Below are 22,726 nucleotides of genomic sequence, written 5' to 3' on the forward strand. Positions count from 1 at the left end.
TGGGGGTCGCTTCAGGACCGCCCCACCAGGGGCCGGTCAGCAAGGAGAAAGGGGAATGAGAACGCGAAAAGAGAGTCGGGCATGGTGCACCGTGCTCCGTCAGACACCCTGGCCTGACAACAGTTCCAGCATGCCGGCTTCGTCGAGCACGGGCACACCCAGTTCCTGGGCCTTGGCCAGCTTGCTGCCAGCTTCTTCGCCCGCCACCACATAGCTGGTCTTTTTGCTGACGGAGCCCGCCACCTTGGCGCCAGCGGCCTCCAGCAGGTCTTTGGCGGCGTCGCGGCTCAGGGTGGGCAAGGTACCGGTCAGCACCACCGTCTTGCCCGCCAGGATCTGCGGAGCGCGCTCGGCCACCGGCCCCTCGGGCCAGGTCACGCCGCAGGCGCGCAGTTGCTCGACCACCTCGCGGTTGTGCGGTTGCTGGAAGAAAGTGTGCAGGCTCTGCGCCACCACGGGGCCCACGTCGTTCACCTCCAGCAACTGCTCAACGCTGGCGTCCATGATGGCGTCCAGCGTGCCAAAGTGCCGCGCCAGGTCCTTGGCCGTGGCCTCCCCCACATGGCGCAGTCCCAGGCCGAACAAAAAGCGTGGCAAGGTGGTCTGCTTGGATTTTTCCAGCGCAGCCAGCACGTTCTGGGCCGATTTTTCGGCCATGCGCTCCAGCGCAATCAGCGATGTGAGGCCCAGCCGGTACAGGTCGGGCAGCGTGCGGATCACGTTGGCATCCACCAGCTGGTCCACCAGCTTGTCGCCCAGGCCCTCGATGTCCATGGCGCGGCGCGCGGCAAAGTGCAGGATGGCCTCCTTGCGCTGCGCGGCACAGAACAGGCCGCCCGTGCAGCGGTGGTTAGCCTCGCCCTTTTCGCGCACCACGGCGCTGCCACACACGGGGCAGGCCTTGGGCATCTGAAAATTGGGTACATAGCCCGTGCGGTTGCCCGGCATCACGCCTACCACTTCGGGGATCACATCGCCCGCACGGCGCACGATGACGGTGTCGCCCACGCGCACGCCCTTCTTGCGGATCTCGAACAGGTTGTGCAGCGTGGCGTTGGTGACGGTGACGCCGCCCACAAACACCGGCGCCAGGCGTGCGACCGGCGTGATCTTGCCGGTGCGCCCCACCTGCACGTCGATGCCTTCGATCTTGGTGGCCATCTCCTGCGCGGGATATTTGTGCGCCACGGCCCAGCGCGGCTCGCGGGTCTTGAAGCCCAGGTCGCGCTGCAGCTGCAGCGAGTTGACCTTGTAGACGACGCCGTCAATGTCGTACGGCAGCGCATCGCGGCTGGCACCCACCTGCTGGTGAAATGCTACCAATTCAGTAGCGCCCACCGCAATTTGTACCTGCGCTGCCACCGGGAAACCCCAGGATTTCAACGTCTGCAGCATCTCGAAATGCGTGCGGAACACGGGCCCACCCTCGGCAGGCGGCGTGATGGCGCCCAGGCCATAGGCAAAAAAGCTCAAGGGCCGCTGGGCGGTGATGTTGGAGTCCAGCTGGCGCACCGCACCCGCAGCCGCATTGCGCGGGTTCACAAAGGTCTTGCCGCCCTGCTCCCGCTGGCGCTCGTTCAGCGCGTCGAAGTCGGCGCGGCGCATGTAGACCTCGCCGCGCACTTCGAGCAAAGAAGGCACGCCGTCGGGCAGGGTCAGCGGAATCTGGCGGATGGTGCGGATGTTGTGCGTCACGTCCTCGCCCACCTCGCCATCACCGCGCGTGGCGGCCTGCACCAGGCGGCCGTTTTCGTAACGCAGGCTCATGGCCAGGCCGTCAAACTTGGGCTCGGCCACGTATTCAATGGCAGGGTCAGCATCGGTCAGGCCCAGCTCGCGCCGCACGCGCGCATCAAACGCCTGGGCGCCCGTGGCCTCGGTGTCGGTTTCGGTGTGGATGCTGAGCATGGGCACCGTATGGCGCACGGGGGCCAGGCCCTCCATCACCGCGCCAATCACGCGCTGCGTGGGCGAGTCGGGGGTGACCAGGTCAGGGTGCGCGGCTTCCAGCGCCTGCAGCTCGCGGAACACGCGGTCGTATTCGGCGTCGGGCACGGTGGGCTCGTCCAGCACGTAGTACTGGTGCGCCCACTGGTTGAGCTGGTCGCGCAGTGCTTTGATTTTGATAGCAGGCTGCGCTTGATCCACTAGCGCTGGAGCCGAAAAAAGATCCAGATTGTCGGTCATGGCCGCACCGGCGCTCAGCTGAAAAGGCGCCGCGCCAACACCGACCCCGCCGACAGATCGCGTCCATCGAGCTGGTCATACAGCAGCTCCAGGTCCGCAGCGATCGGGTCCATGGCCATGGCGGGCAGCGGCGTGCCGTTCTGGTCGCACAGCACGCCATCCATGGCCTGGCACAGGGCGGCGGCCACGTCGCGCAGGCGGGCAAAGGGCTGCTCGGTGCGGTGCACCTGGGCGACGTCCAGGCTCAGCGTGATGTCGCGGATGGCGGACTGGTCCGGATCGTCGGCCAAGGCGGCCTGGGTGTCGTAGCCCAGCGTGAGCAAGGGCGGCAGGCCCTGGGTGCTGGCGGGCAGCACCAGGCGGCCGGGCATTGCGCCGGGCACAAAACCCAGGCGGGCAGCGTTCTGCTGCACGTAGCCAGGGCTCCAGGCGGCCTGGCGGGCGCGCAGCATGAACATCAGCTGAGCGTCGTGGTCGCTGGCGAACTGGTCCAGCTCGCGGGCGCGGGCCACTTCCTGCAGCATGTCGGGGAAGTCGGGGGCGGCGTTGATCGTGTCGGCAAAGGCCTGGGCCTTGACCACGAACTCGGAGAACTCGATCTCGTTGAGCGCGCCCATGCGGTTGGCCAGCTGCACCCCCGCCTGGAAGGACTGGTAGCGCTGGCCAGGGGCCGGGGTTTCCCACTGCTGGGTGGCTTCGTTCAGGCCTTCGATGGCAAAGGGCTTGCTGCCTGCGCGGCGGGTGGGCGGCAACGCGGCCAGCGCCGCATCGCCCGACACCACATGCTCGGGCTGCAGCGAGGCGATCACGTCGATGAGCGGGTCCAGCCCGGGGCGGCGCTCGGACGAAAACGGTGGCACGGGCAGTTGCAGGGCGTCGCCCGCATCCACGGTGTGTTCAGACGGCTCCGGCCCCCGGTCCAGGCCATGGAACTCCCTGGGCGGCATTGCCCCCGCCGCAGCGGCATCAAAACCCGGCTCCAGGCGCTGCGCGGGCTCTGCCGCTGGGTCGTGCTCCGTGGGCAAGGCGCGCTTGGGCGCGTTGCGGCGCGAGGTCCAGGTGTTGTAGGCCACGATCAGGGCCAGCACCAGGCCACCGATGATGGCGAGACTCAGTTGCAATGTGCTCATGTTTGAATCAATGGGTTCAAGCGTCCACCATCGTCAGGGCCGACTCCATGTCCACGGCCACGATGCGCGACACGCCCTGCTCCTGCATGGTCACGCCGATCAGTTGCTCGGCCATTTCCATCGCGATCTTGTTGTGGCTGATGAACAGGAACTGTGTGCCCTTGCTCATGCTGGACACCAGCTTGGCATAACGTTCGGTGTTGGCGTCGTCCAGCGGCGCGTCCACCTCGTCCAGCAGGCAGAACGGCGCGGGGTTGAGCTGGAAGATGGCAAACACCAGCGCGATGGCCGTGAGGGCCTTTTCGCCCCCCGACAGCAGGTGAATGGTCTGGTTCTTCTTGCCGGGTGGCTGGGCCATCACCTGCACACCGGAGTCGAGAATTTCGTCGCCCGTGATGATGAGCTTGGCCTGGCCGCCCCCGAACAGCTCGGGGAACATGCGGCCGAAGTGCGCGTTCACGGTGTCGAACGTGCCCGAGAGCAGCTGGCGCGTTTCGCCGTCGATCTTGCGGATCGCGTCTTCCAGCGTGTTCATGGCCTCGGTCAGGTCGGCGGTCTGCGCATCGAGGAACACCTTGCGCTCGCTGGCCAGCTTCAATTCATCCAGCGCGGCCAGGTTGACGGCGCCCAGTGCCGCGATCTCGCGGTGCAGGCGGTCGATTTCGCTCTGCAGGCCGCCCATGCGCACATTGCCTTCCTCGATGGAGCGGGCCACGGCTTCCAGATCGGCCTGGGCGTCTTGCAGCAAGGTGGTGTACTGCTCCAGGCCCAGGCGCGCGGCCTGTTCCTTGAGCTGGAACTCAGTAATGCGCTGGCGCAGCGGGTCGAGCGCGCGCTCCAGCTGCATGCGGCGCTCGTCGCTGGCGCGCAGCTTGGTGGTCAGGTCGTCGTATTCGCTGCGCTGGGCGGCCAGGGCCTTTTCGCGCTCCATCTTCACTTCCAGCGCGGCCTGCAGGCCGCCTTGGGCGGCGGCGTCAGAGAGACGGGTGAGTTCATCGCGCGCACGCTGCTCTTCGTCGGCCAGGGCCTTGGCCTGTTGTGTGGCGGTTTCGATGGAGCGGTTGAGTTCGCCCCGGCGCGCCTCCAGGCTGCGCTGGGAGAAGGTGGCCTCCTGCGCCTGGCGCTCCAGCGTGCGCTGCTGTTCGCGGCAGGCGGTGAGCTTGCGTTCGGCCTCGATGACCTTGTCGCCCAGCTGGGCCTCACGCTCCTGGCTGTCGGCCAGTTGCATGTCCAGCTCTTCAAAGCGCGCCTCGGCGGCCACGCGGCGCTCCTGCAGGTCGGCCAGCTGGGCCTCGACCTCGGCCAGGTCGCCGTCGATCTGCGCGCTGCGGGCACGGGTCTGCTCGGCCAGCTGGGTCAGGCGCAGGGTTTCGACCTGCAGCTCGTGGGCGCGGCTTTGTGTTTCGGTCGCTTCGCGGCGTGCGGCCACGAGGCGCTGCGAGGCATCGGCATAGGCCGCTTCCGCACGGACCAAAGCGGTGCGTGATTCTTCGGCGATCAGTGCCTGCGCGCGCAATTCCTTTTCGAGGTGCTCGATCTCCTGGGCGCGGGCCAGCATGCCGGACTGCTCGGAGTCCTGCGCGTAAAAGCTCACGCTGTGGGCGCTGACGGCATGGCCTGTGGGCACAAACACCACTTCGCCGGGCTGCAGCGTGCTGCGGCGGGCCAAAGCGTCGTCCAGCGTGGGCGCGGTGTAGCAGCCCTGCAGCCAGTCCACCAACACGGCACGCAGGCCCGCGTCGTTCAGGCGCAGCAGGTCCGACAGGCGGGCATGGGGCGACGATGTTTCGGGGTGGCCCGCCGCAGGGGCGCTGTAGAAGGCCAGGCGTGCGGGCGGCGCATCGTTGCCGCCGGAGCCCAGGAAGCCGCGCACCATGTCCAGGCGCCCTACTTCCAACGCAGCCAGGCGCTCGCGCAGGGCCGCTTCGAGCGCGTTTTCCCAGCCGGGTTCGATGTGGATACGGCTCCACAGGCCCTGCAGGCCATCGAGGCCGTGCTTGGCGAGCCAGGGGCGCAGCTTGCCGTCGGTCTTGACCTTTTCCTGCAGCGCCTTGAGTGCCTCCATGCGGGCCGACAGCTCAGCCTGGCGTGCGCTTTCGCTGTTGACGGCCTGCTGGCGGGCGCGGCGGTCGTCGTCCAGCTGGGGCACGGACCCCTGCAGCTCGTGCAGGCGGGCTGCGGTGGTTTCCGCGATCTCTTGCGCTTCTTCGAGCTGCTCGCGCAAGTTGGTCAGGCGGGCTTCGTCGGGCGCGGCCAGTGCATTGCGGTCGGTGCGCAGGCGCTCGAAGCGGGCGTCCAGCTGGCGGCTTTGCTCGTCAAAGCTGCGCTGCTCGGCAGCGAGCACGCCAATCTGCTGCTGCACCTGCACCACGGCAGTCCGTTGCTCGGCCGTGCGGCTTTGCGTCTGGCGCAGGGCCTCTTCCAGGTCGGGCATCTGCATGGCCTGCTCTTCGACCTGGGCGGCCAGCAGCTCGGCGCGTTCTTCGGCGTCTACCCCCGCACCGGCCAGGTTCTCCAGCTCGATGTCGGCCTCTTCCTTGCGGGTCTGCCACTGCGCGATCTGCTCGGCCAGTTGCACCAGGCGCTGCTCCACGCGCTGGCGGCCCTCGACCACGTAGCGGATCTCGGCTTCGAGCTTGCCGACCTCGGCCGTAGCTTCGTAGAGCTTACCCTGGGCCTGGTTGACCTGGTCGCCCGCGGCGTAGTGGGCCTGGCGGATGGTTTCAAGGTCCGACTCGACCGCGCGCAGGTCGGCCATGCGCGATTCCAGGTCGTTCACGGCCTGCAGGCCGTCCAGGCGCACCTTGTTCTGCTGCTCCTCGGCCTCAGCCCGCTTCAGGAACCACAGCTGGTGCTGCTTGAGCGTCGCATCGGCGTGCAACGTGTTGTATTTGGCGGCCACCTCGGCCTGCTTTTCGAGCTTTTCGAGGTTGGCGTTCAGCTCGCGCAGGATGTCTTCGACCCGCGTGAGGTTCTCGCGCGTGTCCGACAGGCGGTTTTCGGTCTCGCGGCGGCGCTCCTTGTATTTGGAGACGCCCGCAGCCTCTTCGAGGAACAGGCGCAGTTCCTCAGGGCGGCTTTCGATGATGCGGCTGATGGTGCCCTGGCCGATGATGGCGTAGGCACGGGGCCCCAGGCCCGTCCCCAGGAACACGTCCTGCACGTCGCGCCGACGCACGGGCTGGTTGTTCAGAAAGTAGCTGCTGGTGCCGTCACGCGTGAGCACGCGGCGCACGGCCACCTCGCCGTACTGGCCCCACTGGCCGCCCGCGCGGTGATCGGAGTTGTCGAAGACCAGCTCCACACTCGCGCGGCTCGCCTGCTTGCGGGTGGTGGTGCCGCTGAAGATCACGTCCTGCATGCTCTCGCCGCGCAGCTCGCTGGCCTTGCTCTCGCCCAGCACCCAGCGCACCGCGTCCATGATGTTGGACTTGCCGCAGCCGTTGGGGCCCACCACGCCCACCAGTTGCCCGGGCAGCATGAAGTTGGTGGGTTCAGCGAACGACTTGAAGCCAGAGAGCTTGATCGAGGTAAGACGCACGGATCAGAAGGCGGATAAATGCAGGAGGGACGCGGGGGTCAACCAGGGCGCCGGTGCGCAGTCCCGGCGTAAAGCACACCGGCAGGGCCGGGTGTGGGCAAGGCCGGAATGATACCGCGCCGCCTGCCCGCCCCCCGGCCTCCGGGGCCGTCGGTGGCGCCTGGGGGCTCTGCGCAGGCGAAAAATCGGCGAAAATGGCCTGATGCGCTAGTGTGATATGGCTTGTTTGCTATCAAATTTGATAGACAAAAGCGAGCAACGTCAATGCAGCACACACACCTGGTTACGCCCACCCGACTTGGCCTGGAACAGGGCTTCGTCTGCGCGGGCCACCGCCTGGGGCAGGTGCTGCAGTGCAGAGATTTCGCACGCGCCAATCGACACGGTGAGCTGCTCGGGATCGGTAATGCTCTCCACCGCGCGGCGCAGTTTCTCGGCCACCTTCAGCGCGTCGGGCAGCGCGGTCTGCGGCAGGCAGACCAGAAACTCCTCGCCGCCCCAGCGAATGATCTCGTCGCCACGCCGCAAGGTGTCGGTCAGCACCCGGGCCACCGCCTGCAGGGCCTTGTCGCCCGCGTCGTGGCCAAAACGGTCATTGATGCTCTTGAACCGGTCCAGGTCCATCAACAGGATGGACGAGACGGGCTCAAACAGCGAGGCGCGGTACACGCGCCGGTCGATCAGGTCCACCGCATGGCGGTTGAGCAGCCCGGTGAGCGCATCGTGGTAGGCGGCGCGCTGCAACTCCTGGCGTTCGGCGGCCACGGTCATGAGGGAGCCGAACAGCTCGGCCAGCCCTGCAAACAGGCTGACACCGACTTCATCAAAGTAGCCATCACGGTCGGCATACAGCACAAAGATCCCGCTGTAGCCGTTGAAGGTGGAGGCGATGGGCAAGGCCAGCACGTGGTGGATGTCGTGGTGGCGGGCTGCGTCGCGCCAGGGCCCAAACGGCGAAAACTGCGACACCGTGAAAGGGCCTGCAGACTTACCGTCCAGCGTGGTGAAGGCAGGGCCAATGCGGGTGAGCAGGTTGCGTTCGATGTTCAGCGATTCGGCATATGCCGCCGCTGGGCCTGCAAACACCTGCGGGCGGATGGTGTGCGTGTCGGTCGGACCGAACCAGGTCCAGGCCAGGCGGATGTGGCTGGAGACATCCACAATGGCCTGGCATACCCCGCGAATGATCTCCAGCTCGCTGCGCCCCAGGATCAGCTTGGCCGAGCGCTTGAGCAGCATCTCGGCAATCACCGAGCGTTCGCGCTGCGCGTCAAAGCCCTGCGTCAATGGCGAGGGTGCGGGCGGCGAAGGCTTTTTGAAGAACATGAAGGCGGCAGCGGTGGAGCGCCTGCATCATAGGTGGCGCAGCCAGACTGCGGTTGCAAAGGGTTTCACGCTGCGGTTTGCCACCTGCACCCCGCGCAACGCACGCCACCCTGCGCCCGCCGCACGCCGCAGGCCCCGCGTCATCCAAGGCGCCCGTCCAGGGCGCCATTGGTTCGGCGCACCAGCGCCTCAAACTCCGCCACTGCCACGGGGGGGCTGAGCAGGTAGCCCTGCCAGGCGTGGCAGTGGTGGCGCTCCAGAAACTCGCGCTGCGCCTCGGTCTCCACGCCCTCCGCAATCACGCGCAGGCCCAGGCTGGTGCCCAGCGCCACCACCGTGCGCGCAATCGCCGCGTCATTGGGGTCGGTCAGCACGTCGCGCACAAAGCTCTGGTCGATCTTGAGCTGGTCCAGCGGCAAGCGCTTGAGGTAGCTCAGCGACGAATAGCCCGTGCCAAAGTCGTCCAGCGAAAAGCCCACGCCGTAGCCCTTGAGCTGGCCCATTTTGTCGATGGTGTCTTCCACGTCTTGCAGCAGCAGGCCTTCGGTCATCTCCAGCTTGAGCTGGTGGCCGTCGGCCCCCGCACCCGCCAGCGCCGCGAGCACCTGGGCAACAAAACCGCTTTGGTGGAACTGCCGTGGGCTCACGTTCACGGCCAGGCTCAATAAGGCAAGGTCGGGCTGCTGGGCCCATGCGGCCAGCCGCCGACAGGCTGCCTGCAGCACCCACTCGCCGAGCGGCAGGATCAGGCCGGTTTCTTCGGCCAGCGGGATGAAATGCGCGGGCGAGATGAATCCATCGCGCGGGTGCCGCCAGCGCAGCAACGCCTCGGCCCCGGTAATGCGGCCGTGGTCGATCTGGGGTTGGTAGTACAGCTCGAACTGGCCCTGGGCCAGGCCCACCCGCATGTCCAGCTCCAGCGTGGCGCGGGCGCTGACCGCAGCCTGCATCTGGGGGTCATAAAAGCGCAAGGTGTCACGCCCCGCGTTCTTGGCCTGGTACAGCGCCAGGTCGGCACGCTTGAGCAGCTCATCCACGGTCTCGCGCGTGCCACTGTAGATGGTGACGCCCATGCTCAGCGAGCTGTGGTGCGCAGCGCCGTCGATCTGGTAAGGCTCGCGCAGCACACCCAGGATACGCTGACCTACGTCCTCGGCGCGTGCAGCGGCGTCCTCGGGGCTGTCGCCCAGGTCTTCCAGCACCACCACAAATTCGTCGCCGCCCTGTCGGGCCACGGTGTCGTCTTCATGCACGCAGCCGCGCAAACGGTGCGCCACCTGCAACAGCAAGGCATCGCCCCGGTCGTGGCCCCGGGTTTCATTCACCGTCTTGAAGTTGTCCAGGTCCAACATCAACAGTGCACCACTGCGCTGGTGGCGCGCGCTGGTGGCCAGCGCCTGCTGCAGCCGGTCCATCAGCAGGCGGCGGTTGGGCAGGCGGGTGAGCGGGTCGTAGTAGGCCAGCTGGTTGATCTCTTCCTCGGCGGCTTTGCGCTCGCTCAAGTCCTGCATGGTGATCAGGCGCCCCCCCTCGACAAAAATGCCGGAAATCTCCACCGGCTTGTACTTGCCATCCGCACAGCGGATCGTGTACTCGGCCAGCGGGATCACGCCCAGGTGCCTGGTGTCCAGCAGCCTCTGGCGGATCGCATCGCGCTCCGCAGCGTCGGGGTAGGCGCGCTGCCACCAGGTGTCGGTGTCGGGCACCTCCTCCTGCGTGTAGCCGCAGATCTGGACATACCGCTGGTTGCGAAAGCTGATGAGCCCATCGTCCTGCACCAGGCACAGGCCCATGGGCAGGCGCTCCAGAATGCTGCGCAGGCGTTGTTCATTGGCCCGCAGGTTTTCTTCCATGCGCTTGCGCGCAGTGATGTCCTGCACCACGGCAATGTGGTGGCCGGGCGCGGAGCCTGACGCCCACATCGACGACACGGTCAGGTCGCCCCAGACCTCGTGCCCGTCCTTGTGGATGTAGCGTTTTTCCAGCCGGTACTCGGGCACATCACCGCTCTGCAGCCGCCTCACTTGCGCCATGTCCGCTGCCAGGTCATCGGGGTGAGTGAGGCTCTGAAAGGTCATGCCCACCATTTCCTCCGGGCTGTACCCCAGGATGTCGGCGTAGCGCTGGTTGACGCGCACAAACTGGCCCGTGGCCGAGTCCACCTGTGCGACACCCACGGTGGCCTGGTTGAAGAGCGCACGGAACCGCTCCTCACTCTCGCGCCGGGCATCGTCGGACAGCTGGGCGCGCACCAGCGCCAGGGTGCGCTGGCGCACCAGCAGGGCCACGACGGAAGCCAGCAACAACGACACCACCGCGGCCGCCAGCCCGGCCAGCCACGGCAAGCGCGTTTCCGACGCCGTCAGGAACGACCGGGTCGGGTAGAAGGTCAGCTGCCAGCGCCGGTCATGCACCCCCAGCTCACGCACCAGGGGCCGCACACCGGGCAGGCCCGGGGCCGTCTGCTCCAGCAGGGGGCGCACCATGGCATCGCCCGAATCCGGGCGCACCGGTCCGAGATCCGCCATGGCGACAGCGATGCCGTTCAGAAACCCCTGGCTGCCCAGCCCCTGCACCAGGTCATAGACCCGCAGGGTGGACGCCACCGCTCCCACAAAACGCTGCTCGGCCGTGCCGGCGGTGGGGTCGAACACCGGCACGCGGATGACGATGCCTGCGCGATGTGTTGTCTCCTGAAGCAGATCGAACGGGGCAGACACCACGGTCTGCCCGCTGTCGCGGCTGTAGCGCATGGCGGCCAGGTTGGCGGGCTGGGCACTGATATCCAGGCCCAGCACCCCTTCATTGCCGAACATGGGCCAGAGATACTCGGCCACGAAGTACTCGGCACGCTCGCCGGGTGGGTGGATCTTGAACTGGGGCAAGCCGTCGGGTGACAACGAAGTGTCCGCCCTCACCCTGGCCTCGTAGGCCTCGCGCTCACGCCCAGGCACCCAGCGCGTGAAAGACAGGTTGCGAACACCGGGGTAGCGCTGGCCCACCTCCATCTCGCTGGCGGCCCGTTCAAAGTCCAGGCGCGACAAGCGGGGGTTGGCCGTGAACAGACCCCGCAGGCCGTTGACCACCTCGGTGTGACCGGCAATGCGCTGGCTCAGCGCCTCGGCAAACGCCCGCGTCTCCTGGGTGAAGCGCGCTTCTTCGATCTGCGCCATCGACGCGGCCTGGTGTTGCGCCAGCCACAGGCTCACCACCAACCCCAGAACGGCCACACCCATGCCCGCCACCCAATGCCGATAGCGGCTTGGGGGTGCCAGGGCAGCCAGCGGGGAAGACGTGGAAGAAGTCAGAGACGTGCCTTTGCTTTGCTGGCCGGGGAGCCGACCAGACACCATGCAAATTGCGCAGGATAGCGGCAATCCAGCCACTGTGGAGCCAACATTTGGTTACGGCGAAAAATTTAAGAAAAAAGTGCCTCTAGCGCCACAGCGACTTACCTCACAAGCTATGAAATGATGAGCATATTTCGCCACCAGAACGCCCACGGGTTTACCCGACAACCGCCCCTGGCGCCACGGGGTACGGCGCGAAACGGCTGTGGTTTTCATTCACATCCAACGCCCGCCCGATGGGCGGAAACGCGCGTTGCGGACAGGCATCGCGCTCGCACACCTTGCAGCCCATGCCAATCGGCACGGCGGCCTCGGGGTTGGCCAGGTCCAGCCCGCGTGAATACACCAGCTGCGGCGCGTGGCGGATGTCACAACCCAGGGCTACGGAGAACTCCTTGCCGGGCACGCCCCAGCCGCCGCCGCTGCGCGATACCACACGCGCCACCCACAGGTAGGCGCGGCCATCGGGCATGCGCGCCACCTGCGGCACGATGCGGCCTGGCTGTGCGAAGGCCTCGTACACATTCCACAGCGGGCACGTGCCGCCGATCTTGCTGAAGTGAAAGTGTGTGGCCGACTGCCGCTTGCTGATGTTGCCCGCGCGGTCCACGCGGATGAAGAAGAACGGCACGCCGCGCGCACTGGGCCGCTGCAGCGTGGACAAGCGATGGCACACGGTCTCGAAGCCCACACCAAACTGCTGGCCGAGCCGGTCGATGTCGTAGTGCGCCGCTTCGGCCGCCTGCAAAAAGGCCGTGTAGGGCAGCACCAGCGCCCCCGCAAAGTAGTTGGCCAGACCGATGCGCGCCAGCGCCCGGGCCTGGTCGCTAGACAGCCCGGCGCCAGCGGCCAGACGTTGCAGCTCGGCGCCCTGCTCCAGAAACGCCAGCTGCGTCGCCATCTGAAACGCCCGCTGCCCTCGCTCCAGGCCCGCCGCCAGCTGCAGCAGCCCGGCCTCGGCCTGGAACACGCGCTGCGCCTGGCCAGGCAGGTCGGCCACATCCACCACGCGCACCCCGTGGGCCACGAGCAGGCGTCGGGCCAGCGCCTCATCGGCCCGGCCGGGCAGCATGCCCCATTCAGCGGCACAGCGTTCGGCAGCATCGTCCAGCTCGGCAATGTGGTTCTGGCGTGCAAAAAAGAAGTCGCGCACTTCTTCATAAGCCATGGGCGGATGGTGGGCCACAGTGCCCTCGCCGTCCCGGTCATTGCCCAGGGCGGCCAGGCGCTCTAGCGCCTGACGGTGCCGCTGGTGCAACGCCAGCAGCGTGCGCGCCACAGCGGGCATGCCTGCGGCCAGCTCGCGGATCTCTGCCAGAGACACGGCGTCGCCCGCGCCCTCCCCGCCCACCCCGGCAGGCAAGTCGGCCAACACCTCGCGCAGGCCCGTGATGAGGCGCGCCTCATCGTCGTCTGAGAAGCGCTGCACATCCACGCCGAACACCGCGTTGATCTTGAGCAGCACAGGCACGGTGAGCGGGCGCTGGTTTTGCTCCAGCTGGTTCAGGTAACTGGCCGACAGGTCCAGCGCCCGCGCCAACGCAATCTGGGTCATGCCGCGCTCTTCGCGCAGGCGGCGCAGGCGCACACCCATGAAGGTTTTTTTCATTCCATCTTTCTCGCTGCTCTTTGGCCGCACCCCGATCGTCATTCGCAATATTCGCAAATCGACGGGTTTTCGTTCGCAATCATTCGCCAATTCAGGGCTTATAGCGGGATGCCATTGTGCGTAAATTGCGAAGCATGACAACCCCCACTGGCACCGTCGAACTGACGGAAATCGTCTTCCCCGCAGAAGCCAACCACTACGGCACGCTGTTCGGAGGCAACGCCCTGCAGCTCATGGCCAAGGCGGCGTTTCTGGCAGCGCGCGGCGCCGCACAGCGCGATGTGGTGATGGCGGGCGTGACCGACGTGCGTTTTCTGGCCCCCGTGCCCGTGGGCCATGTGCTCACGCTGCGCGCCTGGGTCACCCGTGTCGGTCGCAGCTCGCTCACCGTGTGCGTGACCGGTCTGGCCGCCACGCTGGGTTCGCCCCAGGACGAAGTGCTGAAGGGGATTTTTGAAATGGTGGCGGTGGATGGCAAAGGCCGCCCCGCTGCCATCACCAACACATATGTAAACCAGGAGACCGCATGACTGCCACCGTTGAAACCCCGGGCTTCAAGCCCAAGAAGTCCGTCGCGCTCTCAGGCGTGACGGCGGGCAACACCGCCCTGTGCACCGTAGGCCGCACGGGCAACGACCTGCACTACCGGGGCTACGACATCCTCGACATTGCCGAGGTCTGCGAATTCGAAGAAATCGCCCACCTGCTGGTACACGGCAAGCTGCCCACGCGCGCCGAACTGCGCGCCTACAAGTCCAAGCTCAAGGCCCTGCGCGGCCTGCCGATGAGTGTGAAGCAGGCGCTGGAGCAACTGCCCGCCGCCAGCCACCCCATGGACGTGATGCGCACGGGCGTCTCTGCCCTGGGCTGTGCCCTGCCCGAAAAGGACGACCACAACCTGCCGGGCGCGCGCGACATTGCCGACCGGTTGATGGCGTCGCTGGGCTCCATGCTGCTGTACTGGTACCACTGGGCCAGCTCGGGCCGCCGCATCGAGGTGGAGACGGATGACGACTCCATCGGCGCGCACTTCTTGCACCTGCTGCACGGCACCCAACCCAGCGCCGCCTGGGAGCGTGCGATGCACACCTCGCTCAACCTCTATGCCGAGCACGAGTTCAACGCCAGCACCTTCACCGCCCGCGTGGTGGCCGGCACGGGCAGCGACATGTATTCGGCCATCACCGGCGCCATCGGCGCGCTGCGCGGACCCAAGCATGGTGGTGCCAACGAGGTGGCTTTCGAGATCCAGAAACGCTACGACAGCCCGGACGAAGCCGAGGCCGACATCCGCCGCCGCGTGGAGGCCAAGGAAGTGGTGATCGGATTCGGCCACCCGGTCTACACCGTGAGCGACCCGCGCAATGTGGTCATCAAAGGCGTTGCGCACAACTTGTCGCAAGAGGCTGGCAGCACCAAGATGTATGACATTGCCGAGCGGCTGGAGACCGTGATGTGGGAGGTGAAAAAGATGTTCCCCAACCTCGACTGGTTCAGCGCCGTGAGCTACCACATGATGGGCGTGCCCACCGCCATGTTCACTCCGCTGTTCGTCATCGCACGCACCAGCGGCTGGGCGGCGCACATCATCGAGCAGCGGCAGGACAACAAGATCATCCGGCCGAGTGCGAACTACACCGGGCCGGAAGACCTGGCGTTCGTACCAATCCAGGACCGCAAATAAAAATCAAGACGACCCAGTACCCAGCCCCATGGCCATGAACACCCTGTACCGCAAGCAACTGCCCGGCACGCAGCTGGACTACTTCGACGCCAGCGAGGCCGTCAACGCCCTGCAACCCGCCGCCTGGGCCACCCTGCCCTACACCGCCCGCGTGTTTGCCGAAAACATCGTGCGCCGCGCCGATCCGGCCACCGTCAACAACTGCCTGCGCCAGCTCGTCGAGCGCCGCAGCGACCGCGACTTCCCCTGGTACCCGGCGCGCGTGGTGTGCCACGACATCCTGGGTCAGACAGCCCTGGTGGACCTGGCGGGCCTGCGCGACGCGATTGCCAAAGAGGGCGGCGACCCGGCCCAGGTGAACCCCGTGGTGTCAGTGCAGCTCATCGTGGACCACTCGCTGGCCGTGGAGTGTGGCGGGTTCGACCCCGATGCCTTCGCCAAGAACCGCGCCATCGAAGACCGCCGCAACGAAGACCGCTTTCACTTCATCGAGTGGACCAAAAAGGCCTTTGCCAACGTGGATGTGATCCCCGCGGGGAACGGGATCATGCACCAGATCAATCTGGAAAAGATGTCACCCGTGGTCCATGCCGACCGGGGCGTGGCCTACCCCGATACCTGCGTGGGCACCGACAGCCACACCCCCCATGTGGATGCCCTGGGCGTGATCGCCATCGGCGTGGGCGGACTGGAGGCCGAGAACGTGATGTTGGGGCGCGCATCGATGATGCGGCTGCCCGAAATCGTGGGCGTGGAGCTTACCGGCCATCGCCAGGACGGCATCACCGCCACTGACGTGGTGCTGGCGCTCACCGAGTTTTTGCGCAAGGCCAGGGTGGTCGGCGCCTACCTGGAGTTCTTTGGCGAAGGCGCAGCCAAGCTCACGGTTGGTGACCGCGCCACCATCTCCAACATGGCGCCCGAATACGGCGCCACGGCGGCCCTGTTCAGCATCGACGAACAGACGCTGGAATATTTGACGCTGACGGGCCGCGAGGCGGAACAAGTGAAGCTGGTCGAGGCCTATGCCAAGGCAGCGGGATTGTGGTCCGACACCCTCCAGGACGCTGTCTATGCGCGCAACCTGGTGTTCGACCTGTCGAGCGTGGTCCGCAACCTGGCCGGCCCCTCCAACCCGCATGCGCGCGTGGCCACGTCCGACCTGGCCGCCCAAGGCATCGCGGGCACCTGGGCCATGCCCGCATCACAGGACGGCACGATGCCCGATGGCGCGGTAGTCATCGCCGCCATCACCAGCTGCACCAACACGTCCAACCCGCGCAACGTGATCGCCGCCGCGCTGCTGGCGCGCAACGCCAACCGGCTGGGCCTCACGCGCAAGCCCTGGGTCAAGACCTCGCTCGCGCCCGGCTCCAAGGCGGTGGAGCTGTATCTGAAGGAAGCGGGTTTGCTGGCCGACCTGGAAAAGCTCGGCTTTGGCATCGTGGCCTTTGCCTGCACCACGTGCAACGGCATGTCGGGTGCGCTCGACCCTGCCATCCAGCAGGAGATCATTGACCGCGACCTGTACGCCACCGCCGTGCTCTCGGGCAACCGCAATTTCGACGGGCGCATCCACCCCTATGCCAAGCAGGCGTTTCTGGCCTCGCCCCCGCTGGTCGTGGCCTATGCGATTGCGGGCACGGTGCGTTTTGACATCGAAAAGGACGTGCTGGCGGTGGTGGACGGCCAGGCGATTCGCCTCAAAGACCTGTGGCCCAGCGACGCAGAAATCGACGCTGTGGTGAAAACTGCCGTGAAGCCCGCGCAATACCGCGCTGTGTACGAACCCATGTTCGCCCTGCGGCATGACAAAGACCCCCGCGTGTCGCCCCAGTACGACTGGCGTCCACAGTCCACCTACATCCGCCGCCCGCCCTACTGGGACACCGAGGGCATCGGCGCGCTGGCCGCCCACCCGCGCACGTTGAAAGGCATGCGTCCGCTGGCCCTCCTGCCCGACAACATCACCACCGACCACCTCTCGCCATCCAACGCCATCCTGCGGGACAGCGCTGCGGGCGAATACCTGGCCCACATGGGCCTGCCCGAGGAGGACTTCAACTCCTACGCCACGCACCGGGGCGACCACCTCACCGCCATGCGCGCCACGTTTGCCAACCCGCAGCTCGTCAACGAGATGGCCGTGGTGGATGGCCAGGTGAAAAAGGGATCGCTCGCCCGCGTGGAGCCCGAAGGCCAGGTCATGCGCATGTGGGAGGCCATGGAAACGTACCTGAACCGCCGCCAGCCGCTCATCATCATTGCTGGCGCCGACTACGGCCAGGGGTCGAGCCGCGACTGGGCCGCCAAGGGCGTCCGGCTGGCGGGTGTGGAGGTGGTGGTGGCCGAGGGGTTCGAGCGCATCCACCGCACCAACCTGATTGGCATGGGGGTGTTGCCGCTGGAGTTTGAGGCGGGGGTCAACCGCATCACGCTGGGGCTGGATGGGACGGAGACCTACGACGTGGAAGGCCACCGCGCGCCAGGCGCCTGCCTCACGCTGGTCATCCGCCGTCAAAATGTGGGATGCGCCAAAGTACCTGTGACTTGCCGCCTGGATACGGCCGAAGAGGTTTCCATCTACGAAGCCGGTGGCGTCCTGCAGCGCTTTGCGCAGGACTTCCTGGCGACCAGCCATGCGGAGCGAGGCACAGGCCATGAAAGGCCCCCGATTGATCTTCGTGGCCAAGCCACCGCCTGAAGTGGCCGCAGCGATGTGGAGGACCGTTGCACGCAATGGGCTGGACAGCAGCACCCTGTCCCCCCAGGACAACTGGCACCAGACCCTGTCAGACCGCTATGGAGACACCCCGGAGGTGCGCCAGAAAATGCTGCGCGCGGGCGCACGCGTGAAGGCGCAGGCCTGCACATTGGTGCTCAACCGGATCCGCGACGGGGTGCACAAAGAACAGGGCAAAAACACAATCCACTGGGCCTTTAGGGCTCGTGGAAGGCCGCACTGCTTCGATGCTTTGCTTGTTGCCGTCCGACAAGCGTTGTACGAAGAAGGACTGGCAACGGAAACGGGCCACACACCACACAGCACGATCAGCTACTGGGCGACAACCCGCCTGGGCCCCACCCGGATGGACTCGATTGCCTGGACCCTCGATGAACTTCTGCTGGTCGTGGGCGGCAACGGCAAAAGCTACAGCTACGAAACCATTGGCCGTTGGCCATTGCAGCCCGTACCGCCAGATCCTTCCAACACACAACTGCGGCTGTTTTGAACCGCCGTCACCCACCATCCGGCTGCACCGGCCTGCTCCTTCTTTCCCCCAATGTTTCCATCTCCTCAAATTCGAGTCCCGGCCACCTACCTGCGTGGCGGCACCAGCAAAGGCGTGTTCTTCCAACTGCAGGACTTGCCCGCCCCCGCCCAACAACCCGGCCCCGCCCGCGACGCCTTGCTGCTGCGCGTGCTGGGCAGCCCGGACCCGTATGGCAAGCAGATCGACGGAATGGGCAATGCCTCGTCGAGCACCAGCAAGGCCGTGATCCTGAGCCGCAGCACGCGGCCGGGGCATGACGTGGACTATCTGTTTGGCCAGGTGTCCATCGACCAGCCCTTCGTGGACTGGAGCGGCAATTGCGGCAACCTCTCGGCCGCCGTGGGGCCGTGCGCCATCCACATGGGGCTGATCGATGCCGCACGCATTCCGCTGAATGGCAACCTCACCGTGCGGATTTGGCAGGCCAACATTGGCAAGACCATCGTGGCGCACGTGCCGATCACCCATGGGCAGGTGCAGGAGACGGGCGACTTTGAGCTGGACGGCGTGACCTTTGCTGCCGCCGAGGTGGCGCTGGAGTTCCTGGACCCTGCCGATGAAGGAGACGCGGGCGGATCGATGTTCCCGACCGGCAACGTGGTGGATACGCTGGAGGTTCCCGGCGTAGGCAGTTTTGCCGCCACGCTGATCCATGCGGGCATCCCTACCATCTTCCTGAATGCCCAGGACACTGGCTACGCAGGCACCGAACTGCAAGGCGACCTCAACGAGGACAAGGTGGCGCTTGCACGCTTTGAAGCCATCCGCGCCCACGGAGCCCTGCGCATGGGCCTGATCCAGAACTTGGGCGAAGCCGCCACCCGCCAGCACACCCCCAAGATCGCCTTCGTCGCGCCGCCCGCCAGCTACACGGCCTCCAGCGGCAAAGCCATTGACGCCAAGGACATCGACCTGCTGGTGCGCGCGCTCTCCATGGGCCAGCTGCACCACGCCATGATGGGCACGGCGGCCGTGGCCATTGGCACGGCCGCAGCCATCCCCGGCACGCTGGTCAACTTGGCAGCGGGCGGTGGCGTGCGCAGCAGCGTGCGGTTTGGCCACCCCTCGGGCACCCTGCGCGTGGGGGCCGAAGCAGCGCAGATCAACGGCCAGTGGAAGGTGACCAAGGCCCTGTTGAGCCGCAGCGCCCGCATTCTGATGGAAGGCTGGGTGCGGGTGCCGGGCGACATCTTTTGAAGCAAAAATGGCTTGATGCGCTAGTGAATCATTCGCCAATAGCTATCAAAAATATAGCAACCCAATTCACCACTCCAACCATGAACACCAGACAACAACTCAAAGCCCTGGCCCAGGCTCGCCGAGGCGTCATCGTGCCCGGCGCTTTCAACGCCCTCTCCGCCCGCGTGGTGGCCGACCTGGGCTTTGAAGCCCTCTACGTCACCGGCGCTGGCGTGACCAACATGTGGTTTGGCCTGCCCGACCAGGCCTTCATGGGCCTGACCGACATTGCCGATCACACCGCCCGCATCCGCGACGCGGTGGAACTGCCGCTCATCGTGGATGCCGACACGGGGTTTGGCAACGCCCTCAACACCTACCATGCGGTGCGTGTGCTGGAGCGCGCGGGGGCCGACTGCATCCAGCTCGAAGACCAGGTCAGCCCCAAGCGCTGCGGGCATTTCAACGGCAAGGACGTGATCAGTACCGACGAGATGCTGGGCAAGATCAAAGCCGCCGTGGATGCGCGCCGCGACGCAGGCACCCTCATCCTGGCCCGCACCGACGCCTGCGCCACCCAGGGCTTCGAGGCTGCCGTGGAGCGCGCCCAGCGCTATCAGGAGGCGGGCGCAGACATCCTGTTTGTGGAGGCCGTCACCACGCTGGAAGAGATCCGCGCCCTGCCCCAGCGGCTGGCGGCGCCACAGTTGATGAACATGGTGATCGGAGGCAAGACCCCCATCACCAGCGCCGAAGAACTCGCCGGCTTGGGCTATGGCCTGGTGCTGTACGCCAACGCAGCGCTGCAGGGCGCGGTGGCTGGCATGCAAAAGGCCTTGACCGTGCTGCGCGACGCGCAGCGCATTGACGAAGACCCCGCACTGGTCGCGCCGTTTGCAGAGCGCCAGCGGCTGGTGCGCAAAGCTGACTGGGATACGCTGCAAGCGAAGTACGCCAGGCCTTAGTGTCACCCTCGGGGCAAGAACCCGTCGCGTTTTTGCCTTCAAGGCCGCACAAGCCACCGGTGCCGGGCACAATGGGTCTTTCCAGCACACCGTGCGCGCTGCACCATGCAAAGCATTTCTTCGTTGAACCTGGTGGACCTGTTGCTCGACGCCGTCTGCATCGTGCGGGGAGACAGCTCGATTGTGTTTGTCAGTTCAGCGTTCGAGCGCATCTTTGGGTACACCCCCGACGAAGTGGTCGGCAAGCGCATGCTGGACATGGTGCACCCCGACGACCTGCCCGCCACCCAACGGCAGGCCCACAACGTGACGCAGGGCGAGCTGCAGCTGCAGTTTGAAAACCGCTACGTGCGCAAGGATGGCTCCATCGCCCACATCCGCTGGACGGCCCGCTGGCTGCCCGACAAGCAGGTGCGGCTGGCCGTGGCCCACGACATCACCGCGCGCAAGGCCACCGAGTCGATGCAGGCGGTGATCTACGCCATCTCCGAAGCCGCGCACACCACACACAACCTGCAGGCCCTGTTCCAGCACATTCACCAGATCGTGGGCGGCCTGTTGCCCGCCACCAATTTTGCGGTGGCCCTGTACAACCCGCACGATGACCAGCTGAGCTTTCCGTACCACGTCAACGAGCACCTGCCCGCGCCCGAACCCATGGCGCTGGCCGAGGACCCGCGCTATGCGGAGGTGATCCGTGGCGGTGCCACCTTGCTGCTCACGCCGGACTCGTCGGTAGCAAAGGCCACGCACTGGCGCGCTGCAGCGCATGCCACGCAGGCGCCGCTGTATTGGCTGGGTGTGCCCTTGCAGACGCAGCGTGGCCCCCTGGGAGCACTGGTGCTGCAAAGCTACACCGAACAAGGCCGCTACACCGACAAGGACAAGGAGCTGCTGCAGTTCGTCTCCACCCAGGTAGCGGCCGCCATTGAACGCAAGCAGATGTATGAGCGCCTTGAACATATGGCGCAGTACGACCAGCTCACGCACCTGCCCAACCGCCAGCTGTTTCTGGACCGGCTCAAGACCGCCCTGGCCCGCGCGCGGCGCGACCAGACGCTGCTGTCTCTGCTGTTCATTGACCTCGACCGGTTCAAGGAAGTGAACGACACCCTGGGCCATGCCATGGGCGATCTGCTGCTGCAGCGGGTAGCGCAGCGGCTGCTCGAATGCGTGCGCGCATCCGACACGGTGGCGCGGCTGGGCGGAGATGAATTTGTGGTGCTGCTCGAAGGCGGCCAGGCCCGCGAGCACGCCTGTGCGGTGGCCGACAAGATACTCGCGGCCTTTGGTCAGGATTTCGACCTCGAAGGCCAGCGTCTGTACATCCAGCCCAGCATTGGCGTGGCCATCTACCCCGAGCATGGTGGCGAAGAGCACCGCCTGCTGGGCCACGCCGACGAAGCCATGTACCTGTCCAAGCGCAACGGCGGCAACCAGGTGCGGGTGGCGCTGGCGCCCCTGCATTCCTGATGTCCGTGATGCCAGCCCGTCTTGCACACGTCCGTCCCTGGCTCTGAGGCGACTTCTGTGGGGGCATACAAAGGGACCAAGCCGCTTGTACTGCAGTGCGTGGTGCGGTTGGGTCTGGCTGTGGCGGCCTTGCCGGTGGCCCTTGCCGTCACGCTGATGCTCTATCCGGTGTGGTCATGGGTGGAGCGCACGACAGGCATTGAAAGCGTGGGCCACAGCGGGCCGGCCAGCTGGTGCTATCTGGCCGTGTGGGTGCCCATGGTCACGGCCCTGCTGCTGCCCGCAATGTGGCGCCTGGCCAAGGCACTCTTGCGCAAGCCACATGGCCACGCAGGCACATAGGGGTTCTTGGGTCGAGGTTCACCGCCGCAGGCATATCACCGCACAATGCGGCCTGGCATTCGCAACCCCCCGGCCGGCTGCTCTGACCCACCCCTGGGTCACTTCACCACACTCGGCGCCCAGCGCCACGCACCCATGCTCTACAACGCCTTGAAGCTTGTCCATGTCCTGTCCATCATCGTGTGGGTGGGGGGCATGGTGTTCGCCCATTTTTTTCTGCGGCCTGCCGCGCAGGCACTGGAGCCCCCGCAGCGCGTGCGGCTGATGCATGACGTGCTGCAGCGCTTCTTTGTGGCAGTCACTGCCGCCGTGGTGCTGGTGCTGGGCAGCGGCCTGTGGATGATCGGCCGCGCGGCCAAGCAGGCCGTTCAGACGGGCGGTGTGTTCTCCATGCCACTGGACTGGACCATCATGGCCACGCTGGGCCTGGTGATGATGGCCATCTTCGGCCATATCCGCTTTGCGTTGTTCCGGCGCCTGCAGCGTGCCGTGGCAGCGTCGGACTGGCCCAGCGGCGCCAAGGCCCTGGGCAGCATCCGCAGCTGGGTGGGCGTGAACCTGGCGCTGGGTGTGGTGATCGTCGTGGTCACGCTGCTGGTCTAGGGTCTATTGATTGGATGGGCCCGCAGGCTGCTGCCCCGCGCGGCAGCACGCACCGCGTGGCC

Annotated in this window: 15 protein-coding genes; 9 read left to right on the top strand and 6 right to left on the bottom strand. The window is 66.3% G+C overall.

Going from position 1 to position 22,726, the window contains the following annotated elements; genetic code table 11:
- Positions 1–99 precede the first annotated feature (99 nt).
- The 6 genes from ligA to ACTJKQ_RS04455 form a co-directional block, all read right to left on the bottom strand.
- Entirely contained in the window at positions 100–2,187 is a 2,088-nt protein-coding gene (ligA, locus tag ACTJKQ_RS04430; protein WP_440596137.1) for an NAD-dependent DNA ligase LigA, read from the bottom strand.
- A gap of 14 nt (positions 2,188–2,201) precedes the next feature.
- Entirely contained in the window at positions 2,202–3,317 is a 1,116-nt protein-coding gene (locus tag ACTJKQ_RS04435; RefSeq protein ID WP_440596138.1) for a cell division protein FtsZ, read from the bottom strand.
- Between the two features lie 16 nt (positions 3,318–3,333).
- Complete coding sequence (gene smc / locus ACTJKQ_RS04440) at positions 3,334–6,858, bottom strand: chromosome segregation protein SMC (RefSeq protein WP_440596139.1); 3,525 nt, start codon at positions 6,856–6,858, stop codon at positions 3,334–3,336.
- A gap of 261 nt (positions 6,859–7,119) precedes the next feature.
- Complete coding sequence (locus tag ACTJKQ_RS04445; RefSeq protein ID WP_108499451.1) at positions 7,120–8,184, bottom strand: GGDEF domain-containing protein; 1,065 nt, start codon at positions 8,182–8,184, stop codon at positions 7,120–7,122.
- A 140-nt stretch (positions 8,185–8,324) separates the two neighbouring features.
- The gene (locus ACTJKQ_RS04450) at positions 8,325–11,420 is read right to left on the bottom strand and encodes a bifunctional diguanylate cyclase/phosphodiesterase (RefSeq protein WP_440596140.1); all 3,096 of its coding nucleotides are present in this window, start codon (positions 11,418–11,420) and stop codon (positions 8,325–8,327) included.
- A gap of 271 nt (positions 11,421–11,691) precedes the next feature.
- Positions 11,692–13,143 carry a short-chain fatty acyl-CoA regulator family protein gene (locus ACTJKQ_RS04455; RefSeq protein WP_440596141.1) on the bottom strand — a complete coding sequence of 484 codons (1,452 nt, stop codon included), beginning with the start codon at positions 13,141–13,143 and terminating at the stop codon, positions 11,692–11,694.
- 134 nt (positions 13,144–13,277) lie between these two features.
- On the opposite strand from ACTJKQ_RS04455, the gene ACTJKQ_RS04460 reads away from it, so the two are divergent.
- The 9 genes from ACTJKQ_RS04460 to ACTJKQ_RS04500 all read left to right on the top strand — a co-directional run bounded on the left by ACTJKQ_RS04460 (position 13,278) and on the right by ACTJKQ_RS04500 (position 22,664).
- The gene (locus ACTJKQ_RS04460) at positions 13,278–13,673 is read left to right on the top strand and encodes an acyl-CoA thioesterase (protein WP_056745058.1); all 396 of its coding nucleotides are present in this window, start codon (positions 13,278–13,280) and stop codon (positions 13,671–13,673) included.
- Entirely contained in the window at positions 13,670–14,827 is a 1,158-nt protein-coding gene (prpC, locus tag ACTJKQ_RS04465) for a bifunctional 2-methylcitrate synthase/citrate synthase (RefSeq protein WP_440596142.1), read from the top strand. The genes ACTJKQ_RS04460 and prpC overlap by 4 nt, the downstream gene beginning before the upstream one ends.
- A 34-nt stretch (positions 14,828–14,861) precedes the next feature.
- Positions 14,862–17,531: a Fe/S-dependent 2-methylisocitrate dehydratase AcnD gene (gene acnD, locus ACTJKQ_RS04470; protein WP_440596159.1), complete on the top strand. Its 2,670-nt coding sequence runs from the start codon at positions 14,862–14,864 to the stop codon at positions 17,529–17,531.
- Complete coding sequence (locus ACTJKQ_RS04475; protein WP_440596143.1) at positions 17,503–18,060, top strand: hypothetical protein; 558 nt, start codon at positions 17,503–17,505, stop codon at positions 18,058–18,060. Before acnD ends, ACTJKQ_RS04475 begins: the two co-directional genes overlap by 29 nt.
- A gap of 51 nt (positions 18,061–18,111) precedes the next feature.
- Entirely contained in the window at positions 18,112–19,299 is a 1,188-nt protein-coding gene (gene prpF, locus ACTJKQ_RS04480) for a 2-methylaconitate cis-trans isomerase PrpF (RefSeq protein WP_440596144.1), read from the top strand.
- Between the two features lie 80 nt (positions 19,300–19,379).
- Complete coding sequence (locus ACTJKQ_RS04485; RefSeq protein ID WP_440596145.1) at positions 19,380–20,246, top strand: isocitrate lyase/PEP mutase family protein; 867 nt, start codon at positions 19,380–19,382, stop codon at positions 20,244–20,246.
- A 105-nt stretch (positions 20,247–20,351) separates the two neighbouring features.
- Complete coding sequence (locus ACTJKQ_RS04490) at positions 20,352–21,719, top strand: sensor domain-containing protein (protein ID WP_121942976.1); 1,368 nt, start codon at positions 20,352–20,354, stop codon at positions 21,717–21,719.
- Positions 21,720–21,821: 102 nt separating this feature from the next.
- Positions 21,822–22,061 carry a hypothetical protein gene (locus tag ACTJKQ_RS04495; protein WP_440596146.1) on the top strand — a complete coding sequence of 80 codons (240 nt, stop codon included), beginning with the start codon at positions 21,822–21,824 and terminating at the stop codon, positions 22,059–22,061.
- A gap of 135 nt (positions 22,062–22,196) precedes the next feature.
- Entirely contained in the window at positions 22,197–22,664 is a 468-nt protein-coding gene (locus ACTJKQ_RS04500) for a CopD family protein (protein ID WP_440596147.1), read from the top strand.
- Positions 22,665–22,726: the final 62 nt, after the last annotated feature.

Origin of the sequence: Acidovorax sp. 22279 (assembly GCF_052045435.1) — a bacterium.
Classification (GTDB): Bacteria; Pseudomonadota; Gammaproteobacteria; order Burkholderiales; family Burkholderiaceae_C; genus Acidovorax; species Acidovorax delafieldii.

Bases quoted from the DNA above. Each gene is read 5' to 3' on its own strand.
- ACTJKQ_RS04460 (WP_056745058.1), top strand. From the start codon at position 13,278: ATGACAACCCCCACTGGCACCGTCGAACTGACGGAAATCGTCTTCCCC.
- ACTJKQ_RS04455 (WP_440596141.1), bottom strand. From the start codon at position 13,143: ATGAAAAAAACCTTCATGGGTGTGCGCCTGCGCCGCCTGCGCGAAGAG.
- ligA (WP_440596137.1), bottom strand. From the start codon at position 2,187: ATGACCGACAATCTGGATCTTTTTTCGGCTCCAGCGCTAGTGGATCAA.
- ACTJKQ_RS04490 (WP_121942976.1), top strand. From the start codon at position 20,352: ATGCAAAGCATTTCTTCGTTGAACCTGGTGGACCTGTTGCTCGACGCC.
- ACTJKQ_RS04435 (WP_440596138.1), bottom strand. From the start codon at position 3,317: ATGAGCACATTGCAACTGAGTCTCGCCATCATCGGTGGCCTGGTGCTG.
- ACTJKQ_RS04485 (WP_440596145.1), top strand. From the start codon at position 19,380: ATGAACACCAGACAACAACTCAAAGCCCTGGCCCAGGCTCGCCGAGGC.
- ACTJKQ_RS04445 (WP_108499451.1), bottom strand. From the start codon at position 8,184: ATGTTCTTCAAAAAGCCTTCGCCGCCCGCACCCTCGCCATTGACGCAG.
- prpF (WP_440596144.1), top strand. From the start codon at position 18,112: ATGTTTCCATCTCCTCAAATTCGAGTCCCGGCCACCTACCTGCGTGGC.
- acnD (WP_440596159.1), top strand. From the start codon at position 14,862: ATGAACACCCTGTACCGCAAGCAACTGCCCGGCACGCAGCTGGACTAC.
- ACTJKQ_RS04450 (WP_440596140.1), bottom strand. From the start codon at position 11,420: ATGGGTGTGGCCGTTCTGGGGTTGGTGGTGAGCCTGTGGCTGGCGCAA.
- prpC (WP_440596142.1), top strand. From the start codon at position 13,670: ATGACTGCCACCGTTGAAACCCCGGGCTTCAAGCCCAAGAAGTCCGTC.
- ACTJKQ_RS04500 (WP_440596147.1), top strand. From the start codon at position 22,197: ATGCTCTACAACGCCTTGAAGCTTGTCCATGTCCTGTCCATCATCGTG.